Raw genomic sequence first — 19,152 nt, 5'->3', positions numbered from 1 at the left:
GCCATGGCTTCCCGCCTTCGCGGGAAGGACGCCATCGAGGAAGGAGGTGCGCGTGAAACTCATACCGGCGCCACCGACAGGAAGAACCGCGACAGCCAGCCCATGCCCTGCACGCGGCCGACGTCGCCGCGGCCACGCTGCTCCAGGCGCGCTTCGGCGACCTGCGTGGAACTCACGACGTTGCCGGCGCGGATGTTCACCGGGTTCACCACGCCGGAGAAGCGCAGCACGTCCACGTTCTGGTTCACGCCGATCTGCTTCTCGCCGGCCACCAGCAGGTTGCCGTTGGGCATGACCTGCGCCACTGTGACGGTGATCACGCCGCTGAAGGTGTTGGTGCTGTTGGTCTTGCCGTCACCGCTGCCGGAAGTTGCCGACTCGCCGCCCACGCCCAGCTTGCCCATGCGCGAGCCTTGCAGGATGCCGAAGGGCAGGGCGCTGACGCTGGACTCGGTCTTGCCGCTGCGGTCGTACTTGCTGGTGGACTGCTGGCTGGCGTTGAGCGTCTCTTCGATCTGGATGGTGAGCGTGTCGCCCACCAGGCGCGCGCGGCGGTCCTCGAACAGCGGCCGGTGCGAAGCGGCCTGGAAGATGGCGCCGGGCGTCGGCGCGGGCATGGCGGCTTGCGTGACGGGAACGGGCGGCACGGCGTGCATCTCCACCGGCGGGGTGGACACGACGGCGCAACCGGCCATCAGCGCGGCGCTCAAGAAACCGGAAGAACGGGCGAAAAGATTCGTCATGGCGGGCCTCGGAATGCTCATCAGAGTTGCGACAAACGGCCCAGCATCTGGTCGGACGTCTGGATGGCCTTGGAATTGATCTCGTAGGCGCGCTGCGTCTGGATCATGGCGACCAGCTCCTCGACCACGTTGACGTTGGAACTCTCCACCGAGCCCTGGTTGAGCGAGCCCAGCCCGTTGCTGCCCGGGTTGCCGGTCTGCGGGTTGCCCGAAGCGGCCGTCTCGGCGAACAGGTTGCCGCCGCGCGGGTCCAGGCCGGCCGGGTTCACGAAGTTGGCCAGCTGCAGCTGCCCCACGTTGGTGGGCTGCGCGCTGCCCGGCACCTGCACCGACACGACGCCGTCCTTGCCGATGGTGATGCTTTGCGCGTTGGCGGGGATGGTGATGTTGGGCTGCACCAGGTAGCCGGCCGAAGTCACCAGCTGGCCTTGCGCATCGACCTGCAGCGCGCCGTCGCGCGTGTACGAGGTGGTGCCGTCGGGCATCTGGATCTGCAGGAAGCCCTGGCCGTTGATGGCCAGGTCCAGCGAGTTGCCGGTCTGCGTGAGCGCGCCCTGCGAGAAGTTGCGCGAGGTGGCGACGGCGCGCACGCCGCTGCCCAGCTGCAGGCCGGTGGGCAGCTGCGTTTCGGCGGTGTTGCTGCCGCCGGCCTGGCGCAGGTTCTGGTACAGCAGGTCCTCGAACACGGCGCGGCTGCGCTTGTAGCCGTTGGTGCCGACGTTGGCGAGGTTGTGCGTGATGGCGTCCAGCTGGGTCTGCTGGGCTTCCAGGCCGGTCTTGGCGATGTCGAGCGAGCGGAGCATCTGCTTTCCTTTTCTCGTGTTCAGCGGACCGGGGCGAGCAGTTGCGATGCGCGCTGGTCGTCCTGCTCCGCGGACTGCAGGAGCTTCATCTGGGTGTCGAACTGGCGGGCGGCGGCGATCATGCCGACCATGGCCTCGACCACGTTCACGTTGCTGCCCTCCAGCGCGCCGGCGGCCACGCGCACTTCCGGGTCGGCCGGCGCTTCCCCGCCGCCGTCCATGCGCAGCAGGCCGTCGTCGCCCTTGCGCAGCGCGCCGGGCTCGGGGTTCACCAGCTTCAGGCGGCCGACCTGCTGGGCCGGGCCTGTGGCCGGCTGCGCGGTCACCGTGCCGTCGCGGCCGATGCTCACCGTGGCGCCGGCGGGGATGTTCAATGCGCCGCCTTCGCCGTTGACCGGCAGGCCTTGCGAAGTGACCAGCGCGCCCTGGTCGTTGACCTGCAGCGCGCCGGCGCGGGTGTAGGCCTCGGTGCCGTCGGGCGCCTGCACCGCCAGGTAGCCGCGGCCGAGCACGGCCACGTCGAGGTTGCGGCCGGTCTGCTCGATGGGACCGCTCTTCTCGTTGAAGCCGGCCGAAGCCTCCAGCGACACCACGCGCGTGGGCATGCCTTCGCCGCGCACGGGCACGGCGCGGAAAGCCGTCTCGCTTGCGCGAAAGCCCGGCGTGTTGGCGTTGGCCAGGTTGTTGGCATGGCCGTCCTGGCGCTGCATCAGCGCGCGGGCGCCGGCGGCGGCGGTGTAGATCAGGCGGTCCATGGCGCGGCCTCAGCGTTCGATCAGCGCAGGTTGACCAGCGTGGAGAGCATCTGGTCCTGCGTCTTGATGGTCTGCGCGTTGGCCTGGTAGGCGCGCTGCGCACTGATCATGTCCACCAGCTGCGTGGTGAGGTCGATGTTCGATTCCTCCAGCGCGCCGCCCTGCAGCGAGCCCAGCGTGCCGGTGGCGGGCGTGCCGATGACCGGCGTGCCCGACGAGGTGGTGGAGCGCCACAGGTTGTTGCCCATCGGCACCAGGCCCTGCTCGTTGGCGAAGTCGGCCAGCGCGATGCGCGCGGCGCCGATCGTGCGGCCGTTGGAATAACGCGCCTGCACCGTGCCGTCGCCGTCGACGGAGAAGCCGGTGAGCTGGCCGGGGCCGAAGCCGTCCTGCGACAGCGCCGTGACGCCGAAAGCCTGACCGAACTGAGTGGTGCCGGTGAACGACAGCGTGACGGGCGCGGACGTCGCCGACGACGAGGGCGGCACCGGCAGCGTGGACGTCGGGTAGGGCAGCTGCACCGACAGGTCGCCGGCGGTCAGCACGCCGGCGTTGAGCGTGCCGGACTGCGCGGTATCCAGGGTGCCGTCGGCATTGAACGTCAGGCGGCCGGCGGGCGGCTGCACGCCCGCGGCCAGGGCCGGCACGGGGTTGCCGTCGAGCGAGGCGTACACGTCCCACTGGTTGTCGACCGCGGTGCGGCGGTAGTAGGTGCTGAGCACGTGCTCGTTGCCCTGCTGGTCGTACACCGTCATCGAGGTGGAAGACGCGTACGACGCCGAATTGGTGGTCGAGAAAGCCGGCGTGCTGGCCGTGGGCGCCGCGGCGCGGCCGTCCAGGTTCAGCGCCAGCGTGCCCTTGGTGGTGACCTGCGGCTGGATGCCGGTGGACGACAGCTGGATGTCCGACAGCACGCCGGTGGTGACGCCGGTGGTGGGGTCGACCGAGTAGCCCTGCAGGCGCTGGCCGTCGCCGGTCACCAGGTAGTTCTGGCTGTCCATCTGGAACTGGCCGTTGCGTGTGTACGAGCGGTCCAGCGCGCCGGGCTGCGACACCACGAAGAAGCCGCGGCCGTTGATGGCCAGGTCGCGTGGGTTTTCCGTCGAGCGGATGGAGCCCTGGCCGAACTGCTGCGTGACGGCCGAGACCGCCACGCCCATGCCCGGCGTGGAGCCGGCCTGGTGCAGCGCGGTGTTGGCGTAGATGTCCGCGAACTCGGCGCGCGACACCTTGGCGCCCACGGTGTTGGCGTTGGCGATGTTGTTGCCGATCACCTCGAGGTTGCGGGCGGCGGCGTTCAGGCCGCTGATGCCTTGCTGGAAGCTCATGTGGCTTTACTCCCTGGGATTCAAAGGTAGGCCTGGACGGCGTCAAGCGGTTTCACGCCGCCGGTGCCCAGGTCGAGTTGCACGGCGCCGTCGGCGCCGGTGGTGACGGCGCGCACCTGCGCGGGTGCGAGCGCGGTGGCATCCACCGCCTTGCCGGAAGCCGTGGCGGTGACGCGGAACTTGTAGGTGCCTTCGGGCGCGGTGCCGCCGGCATCCAGCTGGCCGTTCCACTGGAAGCTGCGCACGCCGGCCGCGGTCTTGCCCAGCTGCAGCGTGCTGACCGCCTGGCCGGTGGCGTCGATCACTTCCACCTTCACCGTATCGGCGTCGGCGCCCAGCGACACGCCGCCGGTGGCCTGGCCGTCCGCCAGCGTGAGCTGGTTGCCCTCCACCAGCACGTTGCGGCCGGAGAGTTCGGTAGCGCTGGTGGCTTGCATGCGGTTGAACGCCGACAGCAGCGAAGCCACCGTGGTGTTCAGCTTCTCGATGCCGCCCACGGTGTTGATCTGCGCGATCTGGCTGGTCATCTGCGCGTTGTCCAGCGGATTGAGCGGGTCCTGGTTCTTCATCTGCGCGACCAGCAGCTTCATGAAGCGGTCTTCCTGGTCGGCGGCGCTGGTGAGCGAGGACACCTTGCTGGCGGTGCCGGTGGTTGCGCTGGTGGGGGAGGTGACGGTCGTCATCGCGCGTTTCCTTTACTGACCCATCTGCAGCGTCTTGGCCAGCAGCGCCCGGGCGGTGTTCATCACCTCCAGGTTGTTCTGGTAGGCGCGCGAGGCGGAGATCATGTTGACCATCTCGTCGACCACGTTGACGTTGGAGTGCGTCACGTAGCCGTCGGCGTCGGCCATGGGGTGGGCGGGGTTGTGCACGCGGCGGCCGGGCGCTTCGCTCTCGGTGATGCCGGCCACGCGCACGCCGGCCGCTTCGCCGGCGTCCTGCAGTTCGGACTGGAAGGTGACCTGGCGCGCCTTGTACGGCTGACCGTCGGGGCCGGCCACGCTGTCGGCGTTGGCGAGGTTGCTCGCCACCACGTTCAGGCGCTTGGACTGGGCCGACACGGCGCTGCCGGCGATGTTGAACAGCTGGACCAGGGACATGGCGCGCTTCCTTATTGGCCGGTGATGGCGGACAGCATGGTCCGCACGTCGTGGTTGACGAAGCGCAGCGTGGCTTCGTAGCGCATGGCGTTGTCGGCGAAGCTGGCGCGCTCGCGGTCCAGGTCCACCGTGTTGCCGTCCAGCGCGGGCTGCTCGCTGGTGCGCCAGGCGGGCTCGGCGGCGGCGGGCGACACCGGTGCGATGTGACCGGCGTTCGTCGCGGCCATCGCGCCGCCGGCTTGGCCGCGGGCCTGGGCCAGCGCCTGCGAGAAATCGAAATCGCGCGCCTTGAAGCCGGGGGTGTCGGCGTTCGCGATGTTGCCCGCCAGCAGCTTCTGGCGCTCGGCCAGCAGCGACAGGGCCGTGGCGTGGGCGTCGAGGGAAGTGGTGAACAGGGACATGGCGGCGATCCTTATCGGGGTCGGGGCAGTATCGGCAGCGGGTTGCGACACTGAAGCGGGGATAAGGCGGCCTTTGGCTCGGCTTTTGGGCGCCGCGGGGCAGGGGCCTGGCACCTAAAGTCACCCCATCCCCAACCGCGAGGCTTCCCATGCGCTTTCCCTTCTTCCTTTTGCTGGTGGCCGCCGCGCCTGCTTTCGCGCAGGCGCAACGCTCGCCGTTTGAAGAGAGCGTGCTGCGCGCCGCGGTGGACAAGCACATGGCCGCCCAGGCGGCGCAATTGACGCGCTACGAAGTGCAGGTGGGCCCGTTCACGCCGCGCGCCGACCTGCCGGCGTGCGCGCGTACCGACACCTTCCTGCCGACTGGCGCGCGCCCCTGGGGCCGCATGGCCGTGGGCGTGCGCTGCGTGGAAGGCGGTACCTGGACCGTGATGGTCCCGGTGACCGTCCGCGCCTGGACCACCGCGCTGGTGGCCGCCGCGCCGCTGGCCGCGGGCGCCGTGCCTTCGGCCCAGGACCTGCAGGAGCAGGAGATCGAACTCACCCGCGAAACCGCGCTGCCGCTGCGCGACGCGCAAGCCGTGCAGGGCCGTGCCCTGACGCGCCCGCTGGCCGCTGGCCAGCTGCTGCGGGCCGACATGCTGCGCGCGGTGCAGGTGGTGAACGCGGGCGACGCCGTGCGGCTGCGCATCGCGGGCGCCGGCTTCAACGTCTCGGCTGCCGGCCAGGCGCTGACCGCCGCCGCCGAAGGCCAGCCGGTGCGGGTGCGCACGGAGCTGGGCCGGGTGCTCAGCGGTACCGCGCGTGAAGGCCGGATCGTGGACGTGGCCCTGTAACGGGGCCTCGGCGGCATAAAAAGGCGGAAAAAGGCCGCTTTCCGGGGCTTAAGTTCCCGCCGGACGCGCCGAAGATTCCCCCAAAGCCCCTGAAGCGGGGGCCTGGAGCAGACCCATGAAGATCGGATCGACCCACGACTTGACGCCCGCCGCCCCGGCCGCGGGCAGCAGCCGCCCGGCGGCCCCCGTCGCGCCCCTGTCGGCCACGCCGGCCGTGGACACGGCGGACGTTTCGCCCGCGGGCGCCGCGCTGGTGCGCGCGGCCGGCGGCAGCGACTTCGACCAGGCCAAGGTGGACGCCGTCCGCAAGGCCATCTCCGAAGGCCGCTTCACCGTCAACGCCGGCGCCATCGCCGACCAGCTGATCTCCGACGCGACGGCCCTGCTGTCGCCGCGCAGCGCCGGATGACCGGCGGCGCCGAGCGCGCCATCGCGCAGCTCGAAACCATCGTCGCGCGGCAGCAGGAGCACCTGCGCCGCGGCGAGGCCGATGCGTTGCACGCGCTGGACGCGGCGCTGCGCACCGGCCTGGCCCTGCTGGGCGCGCAGGTGCGCGCCGGCGGGCTGCCCCTTGCCTTGAAGCCGCGCGTGGCGGCCCTCTCCCTGGCCTGCGAAACGTGCTGGCGCCTGGCCCAGCGCCGCGGCCAGGATGCCGAAGCCGCCCTGCAAGCGCTGGGCGCCGGCCAGACGCGCCTGCAGGAAGCGCGGTTGCGGGGCGTGTACGGCCGCACCGGCGGCGTCAGCAGCGGCTGGCGCAGCGGCGGCACCGCCATCGCCTGAGCGCGGTTCCCGCGCGCGAGTCATCGCGCCGTCACCGCCGGTCCGCAGCCTTGCGGCATTTCCCTATCGGGCGCCGCCGCGAGCCGCCGAAATCTGGGGAAGCCATCTGCGCAAGGACCCTCCCATGCTCGAGACCATCGAACGCTACCGCCATCTCTTCCTGGCGACCTACACCGTGCAGGCCGACGGGGCCTGGCACGGTTACACCAAGATCTGCCCTGTGAGGCCACTGTCGGTTTGGGAGACGTCGCATGCGTTTCGCAAGACGACTTCGGGCGGGTGCGAGTCGCAGCCGCAGGCGCACGAGATTTCGCGGCGGACGGCGCGGGATTTCATCGACCGCGTGTTCGATGACGTGCCGGAGGGCGTGGATGCGGATGCGGCGGATTCGGTGCCGATGATGTTGGAGGCGGAGGGGGTGGTGAGAGGGCAGGGGGCTTCGCCGGCCTGAGGGTCAGCAATCGCTCCCGTTCTTGTCAATCCGGCAATCGCCAGAATCCATCTCCCGATCTCTTATGCCGCGGAACGTTGGTGCCGTGGCTGCAGGCTCTTGTGCGCGGCGTTTGTGCTTTCGCTTTCGCATAGTCGGATGGGTATCCGGCGAGACGGGAGGCGTGAAGAGAGGGGGACGTGGCGTGAAGCTCCGCGGGGGGTATCGCGCGAAGGTGGACTACCTGTTCCTTGTGGAATCGGCCTTGCTCAGGCCTTCCTTAGATCTCCAGACCATTCCACCCCTCTGCACGGTAAGTGCGGAAGCCGGTCAGGCCCGCATCATGGAACGCAGCGGCCACGTCTTCGCGAATGAGTGTCAGTCGCCGCATGCGATGGCACCGGAACATTTTCGCGTCAGCAGAGATGGCGTCCTTCTGGAGACGAAGCTTCTTGATCCGTCCGATCTGCTCCTTGTCGATGTGGTTCATCTTGTAGTCGGAGCCCTGCATGTCGATGGCATTCTCGGCTCCGATCAGGTTCAAAAGAGCGTACTCGCCTGGCACGTCCTCGCCACGATGGTTCTTCAGGACGACGGGCAGGAGCTCGGCGTTGTGGATCGACAAGGAGTCGATGACCCTTCGGACCCTACCGGAGACAACGGGTGTGCTCAGCGTGGTGGACTGAAAGTCATACAGCTTGTCGAAGGTGGGAAACAGCGGGGAGAAACACACCTCAGCATGCAGAGGGAACTCGTGAGCCATGCGGAGACCCTCGCCAAACTTCCAAATGGCCGGACTGCCTTGCGGGTAGTCGTTGATAACTCCGCCGGCCTGGGCAGAGGTTGTCAGAACAAAATAGTCCATGCAAAGGGCAACGAGCGACGGGTGCGAGAGCGGGTCTTGCAGAGTACAGAGGGGAAGCGGCCGCGTCGTCCTGCGGGCGCAGTAATCCGGGGAACACATGAAGCATTGGCCGTGTGCAGCGGTATGCGGAAGCCGCATTCCTGCCCAAGGTCCAGGCGCGCGCCGCGCAACTCGCAAAGACGGCACCGTACGGCCCAGTGCTTGACAAGATGCCTCACGAAAGCCGAGTGATTGCGGGTCGCTGCGACCGCGGTGCATCTGTGCGCGGCGTCCCTGTCTTCGTATGATGGGACCCGAAATCATGCAGAGCGAGGTGACCATGTTCCTGGATCACATCATTGTTCCGGCCAAGGACAGAAGAAGCTCCGCGGAGCTTCTCGCCAGGGTGCTCGGCGTGAACTGGGCGGAGCAGGGCGTCGGCCCGTTCTGCCCGGTGTATGTGAACGACGGGCTGACACTGGATTTCGACCAGTGGGACGGCGCGTTGCCCAGGCAGCACTACTGCTTCAGGATGAGCGAAGCGGAGTTCGACCAGGTGGTCGCCCGGCTCGGCGAGTTGGGCATCCCTTATCGAAGCACTCCTCACGGTCCGCCCGACTCTCGGGTGAACATGCACCATGGCGGGCGCATCGTGTACTGGAGCGAGCCTGACGGGCATGTATGGGAAGCCCTCACCGTGAGCTATGCGAGAGAGCCTCGGCCCGAGCGATGAAACGTCCTGGCGTGCATGCGACACTTGCGCCATGACGCCTCCCGAAGTCCGATGAAAGCCCTTGCCTTTGCCGCCGCATTGTTGTTTGCCACCGCGGCGTACGCCGCCGACGCCGAGCCGCCCGCGTCCACCCCCGGCGAGCAGCAGGCGCTCTACACCATGCGCATGTTCATGGACCTGTGCCTCACGCCGCAGGCCGACCCGCAGAAGGTCGGCGAGCAGGCCGAGAAAACCGGCTTCCGACCGCTGCGGCCGGAGGCGGCCAAGCGTTTCCTGGGCAACGCCGAAGGGCGGGCGTGGGCCGTGCAGCTGGCGGTGGGCGACTGGGCGCTCACGCTGGACCGGCAAGGCGTGTGCACGGTGTGGGCGCGCAAGGTCGACGCCAAGGCGCTGGAGGAGGTGGTCTCGTCATGGCTGCCGTCGCGCAGCACCGGTTTCGAGACGGAGCCGGGCCAGCCCACCACCACGCCCAACGGCCTGCGCACCGTCGTCTACAGCGTCCATCGCGGGCCCGCGCCGTATGCCTCGTGGGTGCTGAGCACTTCGCCGGTGGACGGTGCGTTCTTCCAGGGCGCGGTGTCGCTGAGGATGGCGAAGTAGGGCGCCCGGGATGAGCTACGACTTCCTGGTGTTCAAGCCGACGGTGGAAGTCCGCTCGATGGCCGACCTGTCCGAAGAGGCGATGGCGCCGCAGCAAGCCGCCGAGGTGATGGCGGCGCTGTCGCGGCTCTACCCCCTCCTGCAGTGGCGGGACACCTCGGTGCCCGGCGCGCCGCCGCACTTCGGCGCCCAGTACGAAGATGGCGAGACCTGGTACGAGTTCAGCGTGGAATCGCCTTCGTCGCTCGCCTGGTCCATCCGCACTTCGCACCGCGCCACGCAGCGCGCGGTGGTGGCGCAGATCTGCCGCACGCTGGGCTGCCTGGCGTTCGATGGCCAGGCCATGACGATGATCGGGCCCGACGGCAAGACGTTCGCGACGGGCTGAAGGCTCATCGCTGGCGGCGGATGACGAAAGCGTTGTCCGCCGGCTGGAAGCCCACGGCGGGGTAGTACGACATCGCGTCGGGCGCGGACAGCAGGATGAGCGACACCTCATCGCCGATGACGGCTTGCGTCCGCCGGATCAGCTCACGACCGATGCCACGCCCTTGCAAGGCCTGGTCCACCGCCAGGTCGGACAGGTAGCAGCAGTAGCTGTAGTCCGTCAGCGAACGCGCCACGCCCACCAGTCGCCCCGCGCACCAAGCCGAGATCACCAGCGCCGGCGCCGCAAACATCCTGGCGATGCGCGGCAGGTCGGCCGTCGGGCGCTTGATGCCCGATGCGTCGAAGACGCGGGCCACTTCGACGGGATCCAGGGGCAGGTTATGGCGGTAGTCGATGGGGGTCGTGTTCATCCGCGCACGATAACGGACGTCCAGCCGGACGGCCGTCCACCAAGGTGTCATGCCGGGCCTGACCCGGCATCCATCACCGGGAAGTCGAACTGCGCAGGCGCAACTTTCCGGGGATGGATCCCGGCGTTCGCCGGGATGACATGGATGCGCAAGCAAAAAAGAGGGGCGCCACCAAGGGCGCCCCAAAATCACCTTGGAGGGGACTTTGCAAATCCCCCGGTACAAAAAAAAGAACTCAGAACGTCGTCCAGTCGTCGTCCGTGCCTGTCTTCGCCGGCGTGGACAGGTTGGGCGACACCACCGGTCGGCTGACCGGGGCGCTGGCCTTGGTGGTGGCGTAGGCCGGGCGCGGCACGTTCGCGGGTGCCGGCGGGGCGCCGGTCACGTTGGGCATGTTGGACGCCACCGAAGCCTGGCCGGCGAGCTTGAACACCGACACCGCGCCCACCAGCTGGCCGGCCTGGGCTTTCAGGCTGTCGGCGGCGGCGGCGCTTTCTTCCACCAGCGCGGCGTTCTGCTGCGTGGCCTGGTCCATCTGCGCGACGGCTTCGCCGATCTGCGCGACGCCGGCGCTCTGTTCGCGGCTGGCGGCGCTGATCTCGCCCATCAGGTCCGTGACGCGGCGGATGGACTGCACCACTTCTTCCATCGTCGTGCCGGCCTGGTCGACCAGCGCGCTGCCTTGCTCGACGCGCTCGACGCTGGCGGTGATCAGCTGCTTGATCTCCTTGGCGGCGTCGGCGCTGCGCTGGGCCAGTGATCGCACCTCGCTGGCGACCACCGCGAAGCCGCGGCCTTGCTCGCCGGCACGCGCGGCTTCCACCGCGGCGTTGAGCGCGAGGATGTTGGTCTGGAAGGCGATGCCGTCGATCACGCCGATGATGTCGGCGATCTTGCGGCTGCTGTCGTTGATGCCCTTCATGGTCTCCACGACCTGGCCTACCACTTCGCCGCCGCGGGTGGCCACGTCGCAGGCCGCCACGGCCAGCTCGTTGCCTTGTTCCGCGTTCGCGGCGTTCTGGTGCACGGTGGTCGCCAGCTGCTTCATCGAAGCGGCGGTTTGCTGCAGTGCCGAGGCCTGTTCCTCGGTGCGGCTGGACAGGTCGTTGTTGCCCTGCGAGATCTGGCCCGAAGCCGTCGCCACGCTGTCGGCGTTCTGGCGCACGCCGTTCACGATGGCCGACAGGCTGTCCTGCATGCGCTTGAGCGCCGCCACCAGGCTGGACTGGTCGCCGTTCTTCACCTGGATCTGCACGCTCAGGTCGCCGTCGGCGACGCGCTTGGCCAGGTCGGCGGCTTCAGCCGGTTCGCCGCCCAGCTGGCGGGTCACCCCACGCACGATCCAGATCCCCAGCGCGGCGGCCACCACCAGCGCGAAAGCGCCGATGCCCATCACCCAGATGATCGCGGATTGGTAGGCGGCGTTGGCGCTGGCCGACGAGGTGCGCGAGCCCTTGTCTTCGTACTGCACCAGGTCGTTGAGAACCTGCACCATGTCGTTGAAACTCTTGCGCGAATCGCCGCGCAACATCGCCAGCGCTTCGCCCTTGGTCTTGGCATTGCGCGACAGCGCGAACAGCTTCTGCTGCTGGCCCAGCCAGGCGTCCTCGTGCTTGCGGAACTGGACCAGCAGGGCCTTCTCCTCCGCGGAGTCGGCCACGGGTTCGAAGGAGCTGATGGCTTCGGTCATGGCCGCCTTCTGCTCGATGATCTGGCCTTCGATCGCGACCATGTCCGATTCGGACGTGGACAGCAGGTGGTCGCTCTCGGCGCGGCGGATGCGGTTGGCCGCGGAGCGCGCATCGCCCAGCGTCCGGATGCTGGGCAGCCAGTTGATGGCCATTTCGTCGGTCGCGGTGTGGATCACCTGCAGGCGTTGCAGCGCGATGCCGCCGACGGCCAGCGTCAGCGCCAGCATGGCGGCGAAGGCAAGGGCCAGCCTGGTGCTCAGCTTCAATCCGGATTTCTTGGACATGTTTCTCGGCTTTCAGGGAAGGGAAGGGGGCCGCCCAGCGCGGACCTTACGGTGCTTATCGGCGGCGGCGCGCGGAAGTTGATGCTCAATACGCCTTCAGCCGCGAGCGCAGGCGCGCCACGGCCTGGCTGTGCAGCTGGCACACGCGCGATTCCGTCACGCCCAGCACCGCGGCGATCTCCTTCAGGTTCATGTCGTGCTCGTAGTACATGGACATCACGTACTGCTCGCGCTGCGGCAGGTCCTCGATGGCGCCCACCAGCGCTTCGCGGAAGCGCCGGTCCGACAGCTGCGCGGCCGGGTCGGCCTTGGCGTCGGGCGTGGTGTGGCGGTCCAGGTAGTGCGAATCGTCCTCGCCGGCCTCGTAGTCGTCGGTGTAGACCAGCTGCGCGCCGCGCACGTCCACCAGCATGTCGTGGTACTCGGCCAGCGTCACGCCCATGTGCTGCGCGATTTCGCTGTCGGCCGGCGCGCGGTGCAGCTTCTGCTCCAGCTTCTGCACGGCGTCGGCGATGTCGCGCTGGTGCTTGCGCACGGAGCGGGGCACCCAGTCGGTGCCGCGCAGCTCGTCCAGCATGGCGCCGCGCACGCGCTGCAGCGCGAAAGTCTCGAACTGCGCGCCGTGGCCCTGCTCGTAGCGCTCCAGCGCTTCCATCAGGCCCATGACGCCGGCCTGGATCAGGTCGTCCACTTCCACGTTGGCGGGCAGGCGGCCGATCATGCGGTGCGCCGTGCGCCGCACCAGCGGCAGGTAGTGCTCGATGCCGGGCTGGGGCGTGCTGGACTGCAGCTTTCCTTGGGCGGTGTACATGGCGAATTCCTCGGGGGAGTCTCGTTCGTCTTTCATGCGGCCACCGGTTGCGCGGCGGTGCGGAGAAGGGTGTCGGCGGTGCGGGCCAGTGCGGCCTGCGGCGCCTGTGGCGCGCGCGGCAGCCAGCCGGCCATGGCCACGTCCGCGCCCAGGAAGGCGGCGGCCGCGGCGGCCAGGCCGGCATGGGCGCGCTGCGCGTCGGCGTTGTCTTCGGCGCCGCGCACCACGCAGGCGAAGCGCCGGAAGCCGTGGCCATGCAGCTGCTTGGCCTGCGCGTACGCCTGCATGCGCGAAGCGCCGCTGGTGTCCAGCACCAGCACGGGCACGGTGCGGGCGGGCGAGGCGATGCACGCCAGTTCCGCCGCCGGCATGGCCAGCAGCAGTTCGTCGAATTTCGGGGAGACGCGCGAGAACGCGTCCAGCAGCGGGGCGGCCGCGCTGCCGGAAGCGGCGAAAGCTTCCAGGCCGCGATCACCGCGCAGCACGTAGATGCCGTCGGCGGTGGGCTGCGCCACGGCGTCGAACTCGCGCTCGCCGCGCAGCAGGTGCAGCAGGTCGTGGCGCGTGGGTTTCAGGCCCAGCGCGCCGGCCACCGCGCCGCGCGCGGCGTCCAGCACCACGGGGCGGCGGCCCAGCGAGCGCAGCGCGCGCGCCAATTGCGCCACCCAGCCCGCGGGGCCTTCGCCCAGCGGGAAGGCCAGCAGCTGCAGCGGAGCGATGCGGCCCGCGCGGCGCAGGCCCGCGGCCTGGTCGCCGCCTTCAAGCATGGTGCCCCTCCTGCGAAGAGCGCGTGCCGGGCGGCAGCGTGAGCAGCAGGCCCAGGTCGGTGTCGTCGGGCGCGAAGCGGCCGGCGGGCTTCATCAGCGCCTTCTGCGCCAGCAGCTGCGAATGCGGGCGGTGCCAGTCTTCGGGCACGCGCTGGCCGTTGGCGATGCCTTCCACCACCAGGCGGTGGCGCAGCGCCACGTCCACGGCGCCACCGCAGCGCACGGCTTCGTCGAGCTTGGTGATCACGCAGCGCGTGCCGGGGCCGGCGGTGTAGGCCTGCGCCACCTGGTCCAGCGTCTCGCCGGACACGGCGGCGTTCAGCACCAGCAGGCGGGTGACTTCCTTGGCGGGCAGGCCGGCCAGCAGCTCCTGCACGCGGCGGTCGCGCTGGCCCAGGCCCACGGTGTCGATCAGCACCAGCTTGCGGCCGGCGAACAGCTGCAGCAGCTCGTGCAGCGAAGCGGCGTCGCGCGCGGTGTGCACGGGGATGTTCAGCAGGCTGCCGAAGGCGCGCAACTGGTCGCTGCCCGCCATGCGGTAGGTGTCCACCGTGATCAGGCCGACGCTGGCAGGGCCGTGCTGCTGCGCGAACTGCGCGGCGATCTTGGCGGTGGTGGTGGTCTTGCCCACGCCGGTGGGGCCCACCAGCGCATACACGCCGCCGCGCTGGTGCAGGCCGTCGTCGCCGGCGCAGCGCAGGTTGTGCGACAGCATGTCCAGCATCCACTTCTCGGATTGCGTTTCCGGCACGTCGTCGGGCAGGCGGGCGACCAGCTCGCGCGCCATCGCGGGCGAGAAGCCGTTGCCCACCAGCAGGCGCAGCAGGCGCGTCTGCGCCGGGCTGCGGCGCGCGTTGTCGAACCAGGCCAGGCCCGAGAGCTGGCGCGTGATGGCGCTGTGCATGCTGCGCAGCTCCGTCATCAGTGCCTCGCTCGCCGCGGCGTTCACGGCCTGCGGCGCGGGCAACGCTTCAGCGCGAGGGGGCTCGGTGAAGGTTGCGGCCTCGGCCAGCGCGGCTTCGGCCAGCTGCTGGCGCGCGAAGCGGCCGGGCTCGGTCGGCGTGCGGCGCGGGGTGGGCATGGGCGCCGGCACTTGCGCCGCGACGGGCGCTGCTTCCTGGCGCTGGCGCTCGCGCACGTAGTCCTGGAACGACAGCGTGCTCATGAGCGGCGCTTCCTTGGGCTTGGCCGCCGCCGGCAGCGGCAGGGGCAGCTCGGGCGCGTCGGCGTCCTCGCCGGCCATGGCCAGGATCTCCACGCCGCCGGGCACCGGGCGGTTGGACAGCACCACGGCGTTGTCGCCGCATGCGGCGCGGGCCTGGGCGAGGGCTTCGCGGGCGTTCTTGCCGACGAACCGCTTGACGTTCATGGGGTGACTCCGAGGACGCGTTGGATGTGGATGGAATGGGTGCGCGGGATTTCCGAGTGCGCCAGCACGTGCAGGCGCGGGGCCTTGCGGCGCACCAGGCGCGACATGGCGGTGCGGATGCGGTCGGGCACCAGCAGGCAGGCGGGCAGGCCGGCTTCTTCCTGCTCGCGCGCGGCCGCTTCGGCCTGGTTGCACAGCAGTTCGGCCATGCCGGGGTCCAGCGGCGCGGTGGCTTGCGGCGAAAGCGCCTGCACCAGCACTTGTTCGAGTCCGGGTTCGACGGCGATGACGCCCAGCTCGCGCACCGAGCCGTACAGGTGCTGCACGATGGCGGGCGCCAGGCCGATGCGGATCTCGCGGGTGAGGGATTCGGCGTCGGGCGTGCCACCGGCTTCGGCGACGAGTTCCAGCACGCCGCGCACGTCGCGCAGGTGCACGGTCTCGTCCAGCAGGTTGCGCAGCACCTTCTGCAGCACGGGCAGGGGCACGACCTTGGGCACGGTCTCGTCCACCAGCGAAGGCGCGTACTTGCGCACGTGGTCCAGCAGCTCCTGCAGCTCGTTGCGGCCCAGCAGCTGGGCGGCGTGCGCCTGCATCACGTGGTTGAGGTGCGTGGCCAGCACGGTGGAGGCGTCCACCACGGTGTAGCCCAGGGCCTGGGCGTCTTCGCGCAGGCGCGCTTCCACCCAGGTGGCCTCCAGGCCGAAGGCGGGGTCCTTGGTCAGCGTGCCGGCCAGCGGCACCTTGATGTGGCCGGGGTTGATGGCCATGTACATGCCGGCCAGCGCCTGGCCTTCGCCCACCACCACGCCGCGCAGCAGGATGCGGTAGGCGGACGGGTGCAGTTCCAGGTTGTCGCGGATGTGCACGGCGGGCGGCAGGAAGCCCACTTCGCCGGCGAACTTCTTGCGCACGCCCTTGATGCGGCCCAGCAGGTCGCCGCCCTTGTCCTTGTCCACCAGCGCGATCAGCCGGTAGCCCACTTCCAGGCCCAGCACGTCCACCGGCGCCACGTCGTCCCAGCTCGCTTCGCCGTTCGACGCGGCCGCCGCCGCAGCAGGTGCTTCGGCCGGCTTCTCTTTCGCCAGTTTCGACAGGTACCACGCGCCCCAGCCGCACAGGCCGGCGAGCAGCAGGAAGGGCAGGTGGGGCATGCCCGGCACCAGGCCCAGCACGCCGATGACGGCGGCGGTGAGGCCCAGCGCGCGCGGGATGGAGAACAGTTGCGACGCCAGCTGCTCGCCGATGTCGTCCTCGCCGACGCGGGCGACGATCAGGCCGGCGGCCACGGAGATGACCAGCGCGGGCACCTGCGCCACCAAGCCGTCGCCGATGGCCAGCAGCACGTACTGGTCCAGCGCGGTGGACAAGGGCAGGCCGTGCTGCAGCGTGCCGATGACCAGGCCGCCCGCGACGTTGATGAACAGGATCAGGATGCCGGCGATGGCGTCGCCGCGCACGAACTTCGACGCGCCGTCCATGGCGCCGTAGAACTCCGCTTCCTGCGTCACTTCCTTGCGGCGCTTGCGGGCTTCCTTCTCGTCGATGCTGCCGGCCGCCATGTCGGCGTCGATGGCCATCTGCTTGCCGGGCATCGCGTCCAGCGCGAAGCGCGCCGACACCTCGGCGATGCGGCCGGCGCCCTTGGTGATGACGACGAAGTTGATGATGGTGAGGATGGCAAACACCACCACGCCGACGGCGAAGCTGCCGCCGATCAGGAAGTGGGCGAACGACTCGATCACCTGGCCCGCGGCGCCGGTGCCGGTGTGGCCGTTGAGCAGCACCGCGCGCGTGGAAGCGACGTTCAGCGACAGGCGCAGCAGCGTGGTGACCAGCAGCACACCGGGGAAGCTGGCGAAGTCCAGCGTGCGCTTGGTGGACGAGGCCACCATCAGCACCACCAGCGAGACGGCGATGTTGAAGGAAAACAGCAGGTCCAGCGCGAACGGCGGCAGCGGCACCAGCATCATCGCCAGCACCATGACGATGAGCAGCGGCGCGCCCAGCGCCTTGGGTGCGGGCAGCCAGCGCATCAGCCCGGCGGGGCCGGGCGCGCCATGGGCGGCGGGAACGATGGCCGTGCTCATGCTTCAGCGGCCTGCGGGTCCATGCTCGCGGGGACTTCGATGACGGGGGTCTCAGGCGTGCGGCGCGCGTCGCGCAGGGCGTACACCCAGGCCAGCACCTGCGCGACGGCGGTGTACAGCGCCACCGGCACTTCCGCGCCGATGTCGCCGTGGCGGTACAGCGCGCGCGCCAGCGGCGGCGCTTCCAGCGTGGGCACGCGCGAAGCCTTGGCGACTTCGCGGATCTTCAGTGCCAGGTGGTCGGTGCCCATCGCCACGATGCGCGGCGCGCCCCCGGCACCTTCCTCGTAAGCCAGGGCGACGGCGTAGTGGGTCGGGTTGGTCACCACCACGCTGGCCTTGGGCACGTCGGCCAGCATGCGACCGCGCGACAGCTCGCGCGCCATGCGGCGGCGCTGGCCCTTGACGTGCGGGTCGCCTTCCGATTCCTTGTTTTCCTGCTTCGCCTCGTCGTGCGTCATGCGCAGCTCGCTCTTGTGGCGGAAGATCTGCAGCGGCACGTCGATCAGGGCGACGGCGAAAGCCACCAGCGCCAGCAGCGTCATGCCGGCGGCGATCCAGTCGACACCGGCGGACAGCGCGGCCACCAGCGGCATGCGGGCGAAGTTCTGCAGTTCGCCGCCGTGGTTCCACAGGTAGAGGCCAGCGGCGGCCACCAGCGCGGCGGCCGCGGCCACCACGCGCAGGTGCTGCAGCATGCCCTGCAGCGAGAACATGCGGCCGAAACCGGCGAGCGGGTCCAGCCGATCGAGCTTGGGCTCGAGCGCCTTGGACGTGAGGTTCCAGCCGCCGACGGCGACGCCGCAGGCGGCCAGCAGCAGGGCGAGGACGAGCGAGACGGGGGCGGCCAGCAGCAGGCCTTCGCCGCCCAGGTCGGCCAGGCGGGTGGCCATGCGCGCTTCCTCGAAGGCGGCGGCGCGGTCGAAGCGCAGGCCGCGGCCCACCAGTTCCAGCGCGCCCTTGCCCAGCCAGGGCCCGGCGGCCAGCAGCAGGCCGATCGCCGACAGCGCCACGGCCAGGTGGCCCAGCTCGCGCGAGCGCGGCAGCTGGCCTTCCTCGCGCGCCTGGTCAAGGCGGCGCTGGGACGCTTCTAGCTGTTTGTCTTCCTTGCTGGCTTCGGACGCGGACATCGGGCAACTTCTTCAGTTGCCGGTGATTGTTCGATCCGGGCGGAAAACTTAAGTGCGGAGAAGAAGGGGAAATGTGCCCTTCACGGGGCGGGGGAGGCGGGAGCGGACTCCCTTACGCAGAGGGCGCAGAGGACGCGCAGAGGACGCTGAGAAGGCGAGGAAAACTTTTGATGGTTTTCCTCTGCGATCTCTGCGACACCTCTGCGCGCTCTGCGCAAGGGAGTCCGACTTTCAGAACCCCAGCGATTCCAGCAGGTCGTCGACCTGTTCCTGGTTGGTCACCACGTCGGCGCGGGTGACGTCGGCCACGGGGCCGTCCAGGGGGCCGCGGTCGGTGAGGGTGGAGGGCGGCGACGCTTCCAGTAGCAGCTTCAGCAGCGACTCTTCCAGGCTGGCGGCGATGTCCACGACCTTGCGCACGGTCTGGCCGGTGAGGTCGTGGAAATCCTGGGCCAGCATGATGTCGGTCAGCTGCGAATTGGTGGCGGCGGCGTTGTCGCGCACCATCTGCGTGAACCCGCGCAGCGCGCCTGCGTCGGGGCGGCCGGAATCCAGCATCGCATCGATGCGCGCGGCCTGCTGCACCAGCGCGTCCTGGCGGGCCTGGGCGGCGTCGACGGTGTTCAGCACCTTCTCGGCCGCCTCGCCGGTCAGGCGGGCGATCAACTGCAGGCGCGAGCGCGCGTCGGGCAGCGAGCCGAGGGATTGCTCGATCTGCTTGTCGTAGCCCAGTTCGCGCAGGGCTTCGTGCAGGCGGCGGGTGATCTCGCCCACGCGCTGGTAGAACAGTTGCGCGTCGGGCGGGGTGGAGGCGTGTTCGGCGGTCATGTCGGGGCTTCCCTCTTCTTGCGATTCGC

23 protein-coding genes are annotated in these 19,152 nt (G+C 69.8%); 7 read left to right on the top strand and 16 right to left on the bottom strand.

What is annotated here, in order from left to right; genetic code table 11:
* Positions 1–59: 59 nt before the first annotated feature.
* From EZ216_RS04275 to flgB, 7 genes are read right to left on the bottom strand one after another with little or no spacing between them, the layout of a single operon-like run.
* Positions 60–743, bottom strand: a complete 684-nt coding sequence (locus tag EZ216_RS04275) for a flagellar basal body L-ring protein FlgH (RefSeq protein ID WP_135248315.1) — start codon at positions 741–743, stop codon at positions 60–62.
* A 20-nt stretch (positions 744–763) separates the two neighbouring features.
* Positions 764–1,546 carry a flagellar basal-body rod protein FlgG gene (gene flgG, locus EZ216_RS04270; RefSeq protein ID WP_135248314.1) on the bottom strand — a complete coding sequence of 261 codons (783 nt, stop codon included), beginning with the start codon at positions 1,544–1,546 and terminating at the stop codon, positions 764–766.
* A 20-nt stretch (positions 1,547–1,566) separates the two neighbouring features.
* Positions 1,567–2,301 carry a flagellar basal-body rod protein FlgF gene (flgF, locus tag EZ216_RS04265; RefSeq protein WP_135248313.1) on the bottom strand — a complete coding sequence of 245 codons (735 nt, stop codon included), beginning with the start codon at positions 2,299–2,301 and terminating at the stop codon, positions 1,567–1,569.
* Between the two features lie 20 nt (positions 2,302–2,321).
* Positions 2,322–3,629, bottom strand: a complete 1,308-nt coding sequence (gene flgE / locus EZ216_RS04260; RefSeq protein WP_135248312.1) for a flagellar hook protein FlgE — start codon at positions 3,627–3,629, stop codon at positions 2,322–2,324.
* Positions 3,630–3,649: 20 nt separating this feature from the next.
* The gene (locus EZ216_RS04255; protein ID WP_135248311.1) at positions 3,650–4,312 is read right to left on the bottom strand and encodes a flagellar hook assembly protein FlgD; all 663 of its coding nucleotides are present in this window, start codon (positions 4,310–4,312) and stop codon (positions 3,650–3,652) included.
* Between the two features lie 12 nt (positions 4,313–4,324).
* Positions 4,325–4,729 (bottom strand): flagellar basal body rod protein FlgC, encoded by a 405-nt coding sequence (gene flgC, locus EZ216_RS04250; RefSeq protein ID WP_135248310.1) that lies wholly within the window; start codon positions 4,727–4,729, stop codon positions 4,325–4,327.
* Positions 4,730–4,740: 11 nt separating this feature from the next.
* On the bottom strand, positions 4,741–5,130 hold the full coding sequence (gene flgB, locus EZ216_RS04245) for a flagellar basal body rod protein FlgB (protein ID WP_135248309.1): 390 nt from the start codon (positions 5,128–5,130) through the stop codon (positions 4,741–4,743).
* A 149-nt stretch (positions 5,131–5,279) separates the two neighbouring features.
* Between flgB and flgA the strand changes: the two genes are divergently transcribed.
* The 4 genes from flgA to EZ216_RS21265 all read left to right on the top strand — a co-directional run bounded on the left by flgA (position 5,280) and on the right by EZ216_RS21265 (position 7,197).
* Positions 5,280–5,966, top strand: a complete 687-nt coding sequence (gene flgA / locus EZ216_RS04240) for a flagellar basal body P-ring formation chaperone FlgA (RefSeq protein ID WP_135248308.1) — start codon at positions 5,280–5,282, stop codon at positions 5,964–5,966.
* A 115-nt stretch (positions 5,967–6,081) separates the two neighbouring features.
* Positions 6,082–6,375 (top strand): flagellar biosynthesis anti-sigma factor FlgM, encoded by a 294-nt coding sequence (gene flgM / locus EZ216_RS04235; protein WP_135248307.1) that lies wholly within the window; start codon positions 6,082–6,084, stop codon positions 6,373–6,375.
* Complete coding sequence (locus tag EZ216_RS04230) at positions 6,372–6,746, top strand: hypothetical protein (RefSeq protein WP_135248306.1); 375 nt, start codon at positions 6,372–6,374, stop codon at positions 6,744–6,746. The genes flgM and EZ216_RS04230 overlap by 4 nt, the downstream gene beginning before the upstream one ends.
* Positions 6,747–6,870: 124 nt before the next feature.
* Positions 6,871–7,197: a hypothetical protein gene (locus EZ216_RS21265; RefSeq protein WP_167772826.1), complete on the top strand. Its 327-nt coding sequence runs from the start codon at positions 6,871–6,873 to the stop codon at positions 7,195–7,197.
* A 259-nt stretch (positions 7,198–7,456) separates the two neighbouring features.
* Here EZ216_RS21265 and EZ216_RS04220 read toward each other — a convergent pair whose 3' ends face one another.
* Positions 7,457–8,041, bottom strand: coding sequence for an imm11 family protein (locus EZ216_RS04220; protein WP_135248305.1), 585 nt, complete (start codon positions 8,039–8,041; stop codon positions 7,457–7,459).
* A 301-nt stretch (positions 8,042–8,342) separates the two neighbouring features.
* Here EZ216_RS04220 and EZ216_RS04215 point away from each other — a divergent pair, with 301 nt between their 5' ends.
* Genes EZ216_RS04215 through EZ216_RS04205 form a run of 3 tightly spaced genes read left to right on the top strand, consistent with a single transcriptional unit; the run spans position 8,343 to position 9,741 of the window.
* On the top strand, positions 8,343–8,753 hold the full coding sequence (locus EZ216_RS04215; RefSeq protein ID WP_239024267.1) for a VOC family protein: 411 nt from the start codon (positions 8,343–8,345) through the stop codon (positions 8,751–8,753).
* Positions 8,754–8,804: 51 nt separating this feature from the next.
* Positions 8,805–9,353, top strand: coding sequence for an NMCC_0638 family (lipo)protein (locus EZ216_RS04210; protein WP_135248304.1), 549 nt, complete (start codon positions 8,805–8,807; stop codon positions 9,351–9,353).
* Between the two features lie 10 nt (positions 9,354–9,363).
* Positions 9,364–9,741, top strand: a complete 378-nt coding sequence (locus EZ216_RS04205; protein WP_135248303.1) for a hypothetical protein — start codon at positions 9,364–9,366, stop codon at positions 9,739–9,741.
* Positions 9,742–9,745: 4 nt separating this feature from the next.
* On the opposite strand, the gene EZ216_RS04200 is transcribed toward EZ216_RS04205, so the two are convergent.
* The 8 genes from EZ216_RS04200 to EZ216_RS04165 all read right to left on the bottom strand — a co-directional run bounded on the left by EZ216_RS04200 (position 9,746) and on the right by EZ216_RS04165 (position 19,123).
* Positions 9,746–10,153: a GNAT family N-acetyltransferase gene (locus EZ216_RS04200; protein ID WP_135248302.1), complete on the bottom strand. Its 408-nt coding sequence runs from the start codon at positions 10,151–10,153 to the stop codon at positions 9,746–9,748.
* Positions 10,154–10,388: 235 nt separating this feature from the next.
* A complete protein-coding gene (locus tag EZ216_RS21960; RefSeq protein WP_135248301.1) occupies positions 10,389–12,128 on the bottom strand; it encodes a methyl-accepting chemotaxis protein in 1,740 nt (579 codons plus the stop codon).
* A gap of 85 nt (positions 12,129–12,213) precedes the next feature.
* Positions 12,214–12,939, bottom strand: a complete 726-nt coding sequence (locus EZ216_RS04190) for an RNA polymerase sigma factor FliA (protein WP_135249114.1) — start codon at positions 12,937–12,939, stop codon at positions 12,214–12,216.
* A gap of 32 nt (positions 12,940–12,971) precedes the next feature.
* Entirely contained in the window at positions 12,972–13,706 is a 735-nt protein-coding gene (locus tag EZ216_RS04185) for a MinD/ParA family ATP-binding protein (protein ID WP_135248300.1), read from the bottom strand.
* Entirely contained in the window at positions 13,699–15,075 is a 1,377-nt protein-coding gene (gene flhF, locus EZ216_RS04180; RefSeq protein WP_135248299.1) for a flagellar biosynthesis GTPase FlhF, read from the bottom strand. Before flhF ends, EZ216_RS04185 begins: the two co-directional genes overlap by 8 nt.
* The gene (gene flhA, locus EZ216_RS04175; RefSeq protein ID WP_239024300.1) at positions 15,072–17,111 is read right to left on the bottom strand and encodes a flagellar biosynthesis protein FlhA; all 2,040 of its coding nucleotides are present in this window, start codon (positions 17,109–17,111) and stop codon (positions 15,072–15,074) included. The genes flhF and flhA overlap by 4 nt, the downstream gene beginning before the upstream one ends.
* Before the next feature lie 50 nt (positions 17,112–17,161).
* Positions 17,162–18,295 carry an EscU/YscU/HrcU family type III secretion system export apparatus switch protein gene (locus EZ216_RS04170; protein ID WP_135248297.1) on the bottom strand — a complete coding sequence of 378 codons (1,134 nt, stop codon included), beginning with the start codon at positions 18,293–18,295 and terminating at the stop codon, positions 17,162–17,164.
* A gap of 231 nt (positions 18,296–18,526) precedes the next feature.
* Complete coding sequence (locus EZ216_RS04165) at positions 18,527–19,123, bottom strand: protein phosphatase CheZ (RefSeq protein ID WP_135248296.1); 597 nt, start codon at positions 19,121–19,123, stop codon at positions 18,527–18,529.
* Positions 19,124–19,152 lie beyond the last annotated feature (29 nt).

It is taken from the genome of Ramlibacter humi, assembly GCF_004681975.1.
In the GTDB taxonomy this organism is placed as follows: domain Bacteria; phylum Pseudomonadota; class Gammaproteobacteria; order Burkholderiales; family Burkholderiaceae_C; genus Ramlibacter; species Ramlibacter humi.
The sequence above is the reverse complement of the archived record's forward strand: the minus strand, read 5'-3'. Positions and strand labels throughout refer to the sequence as shown.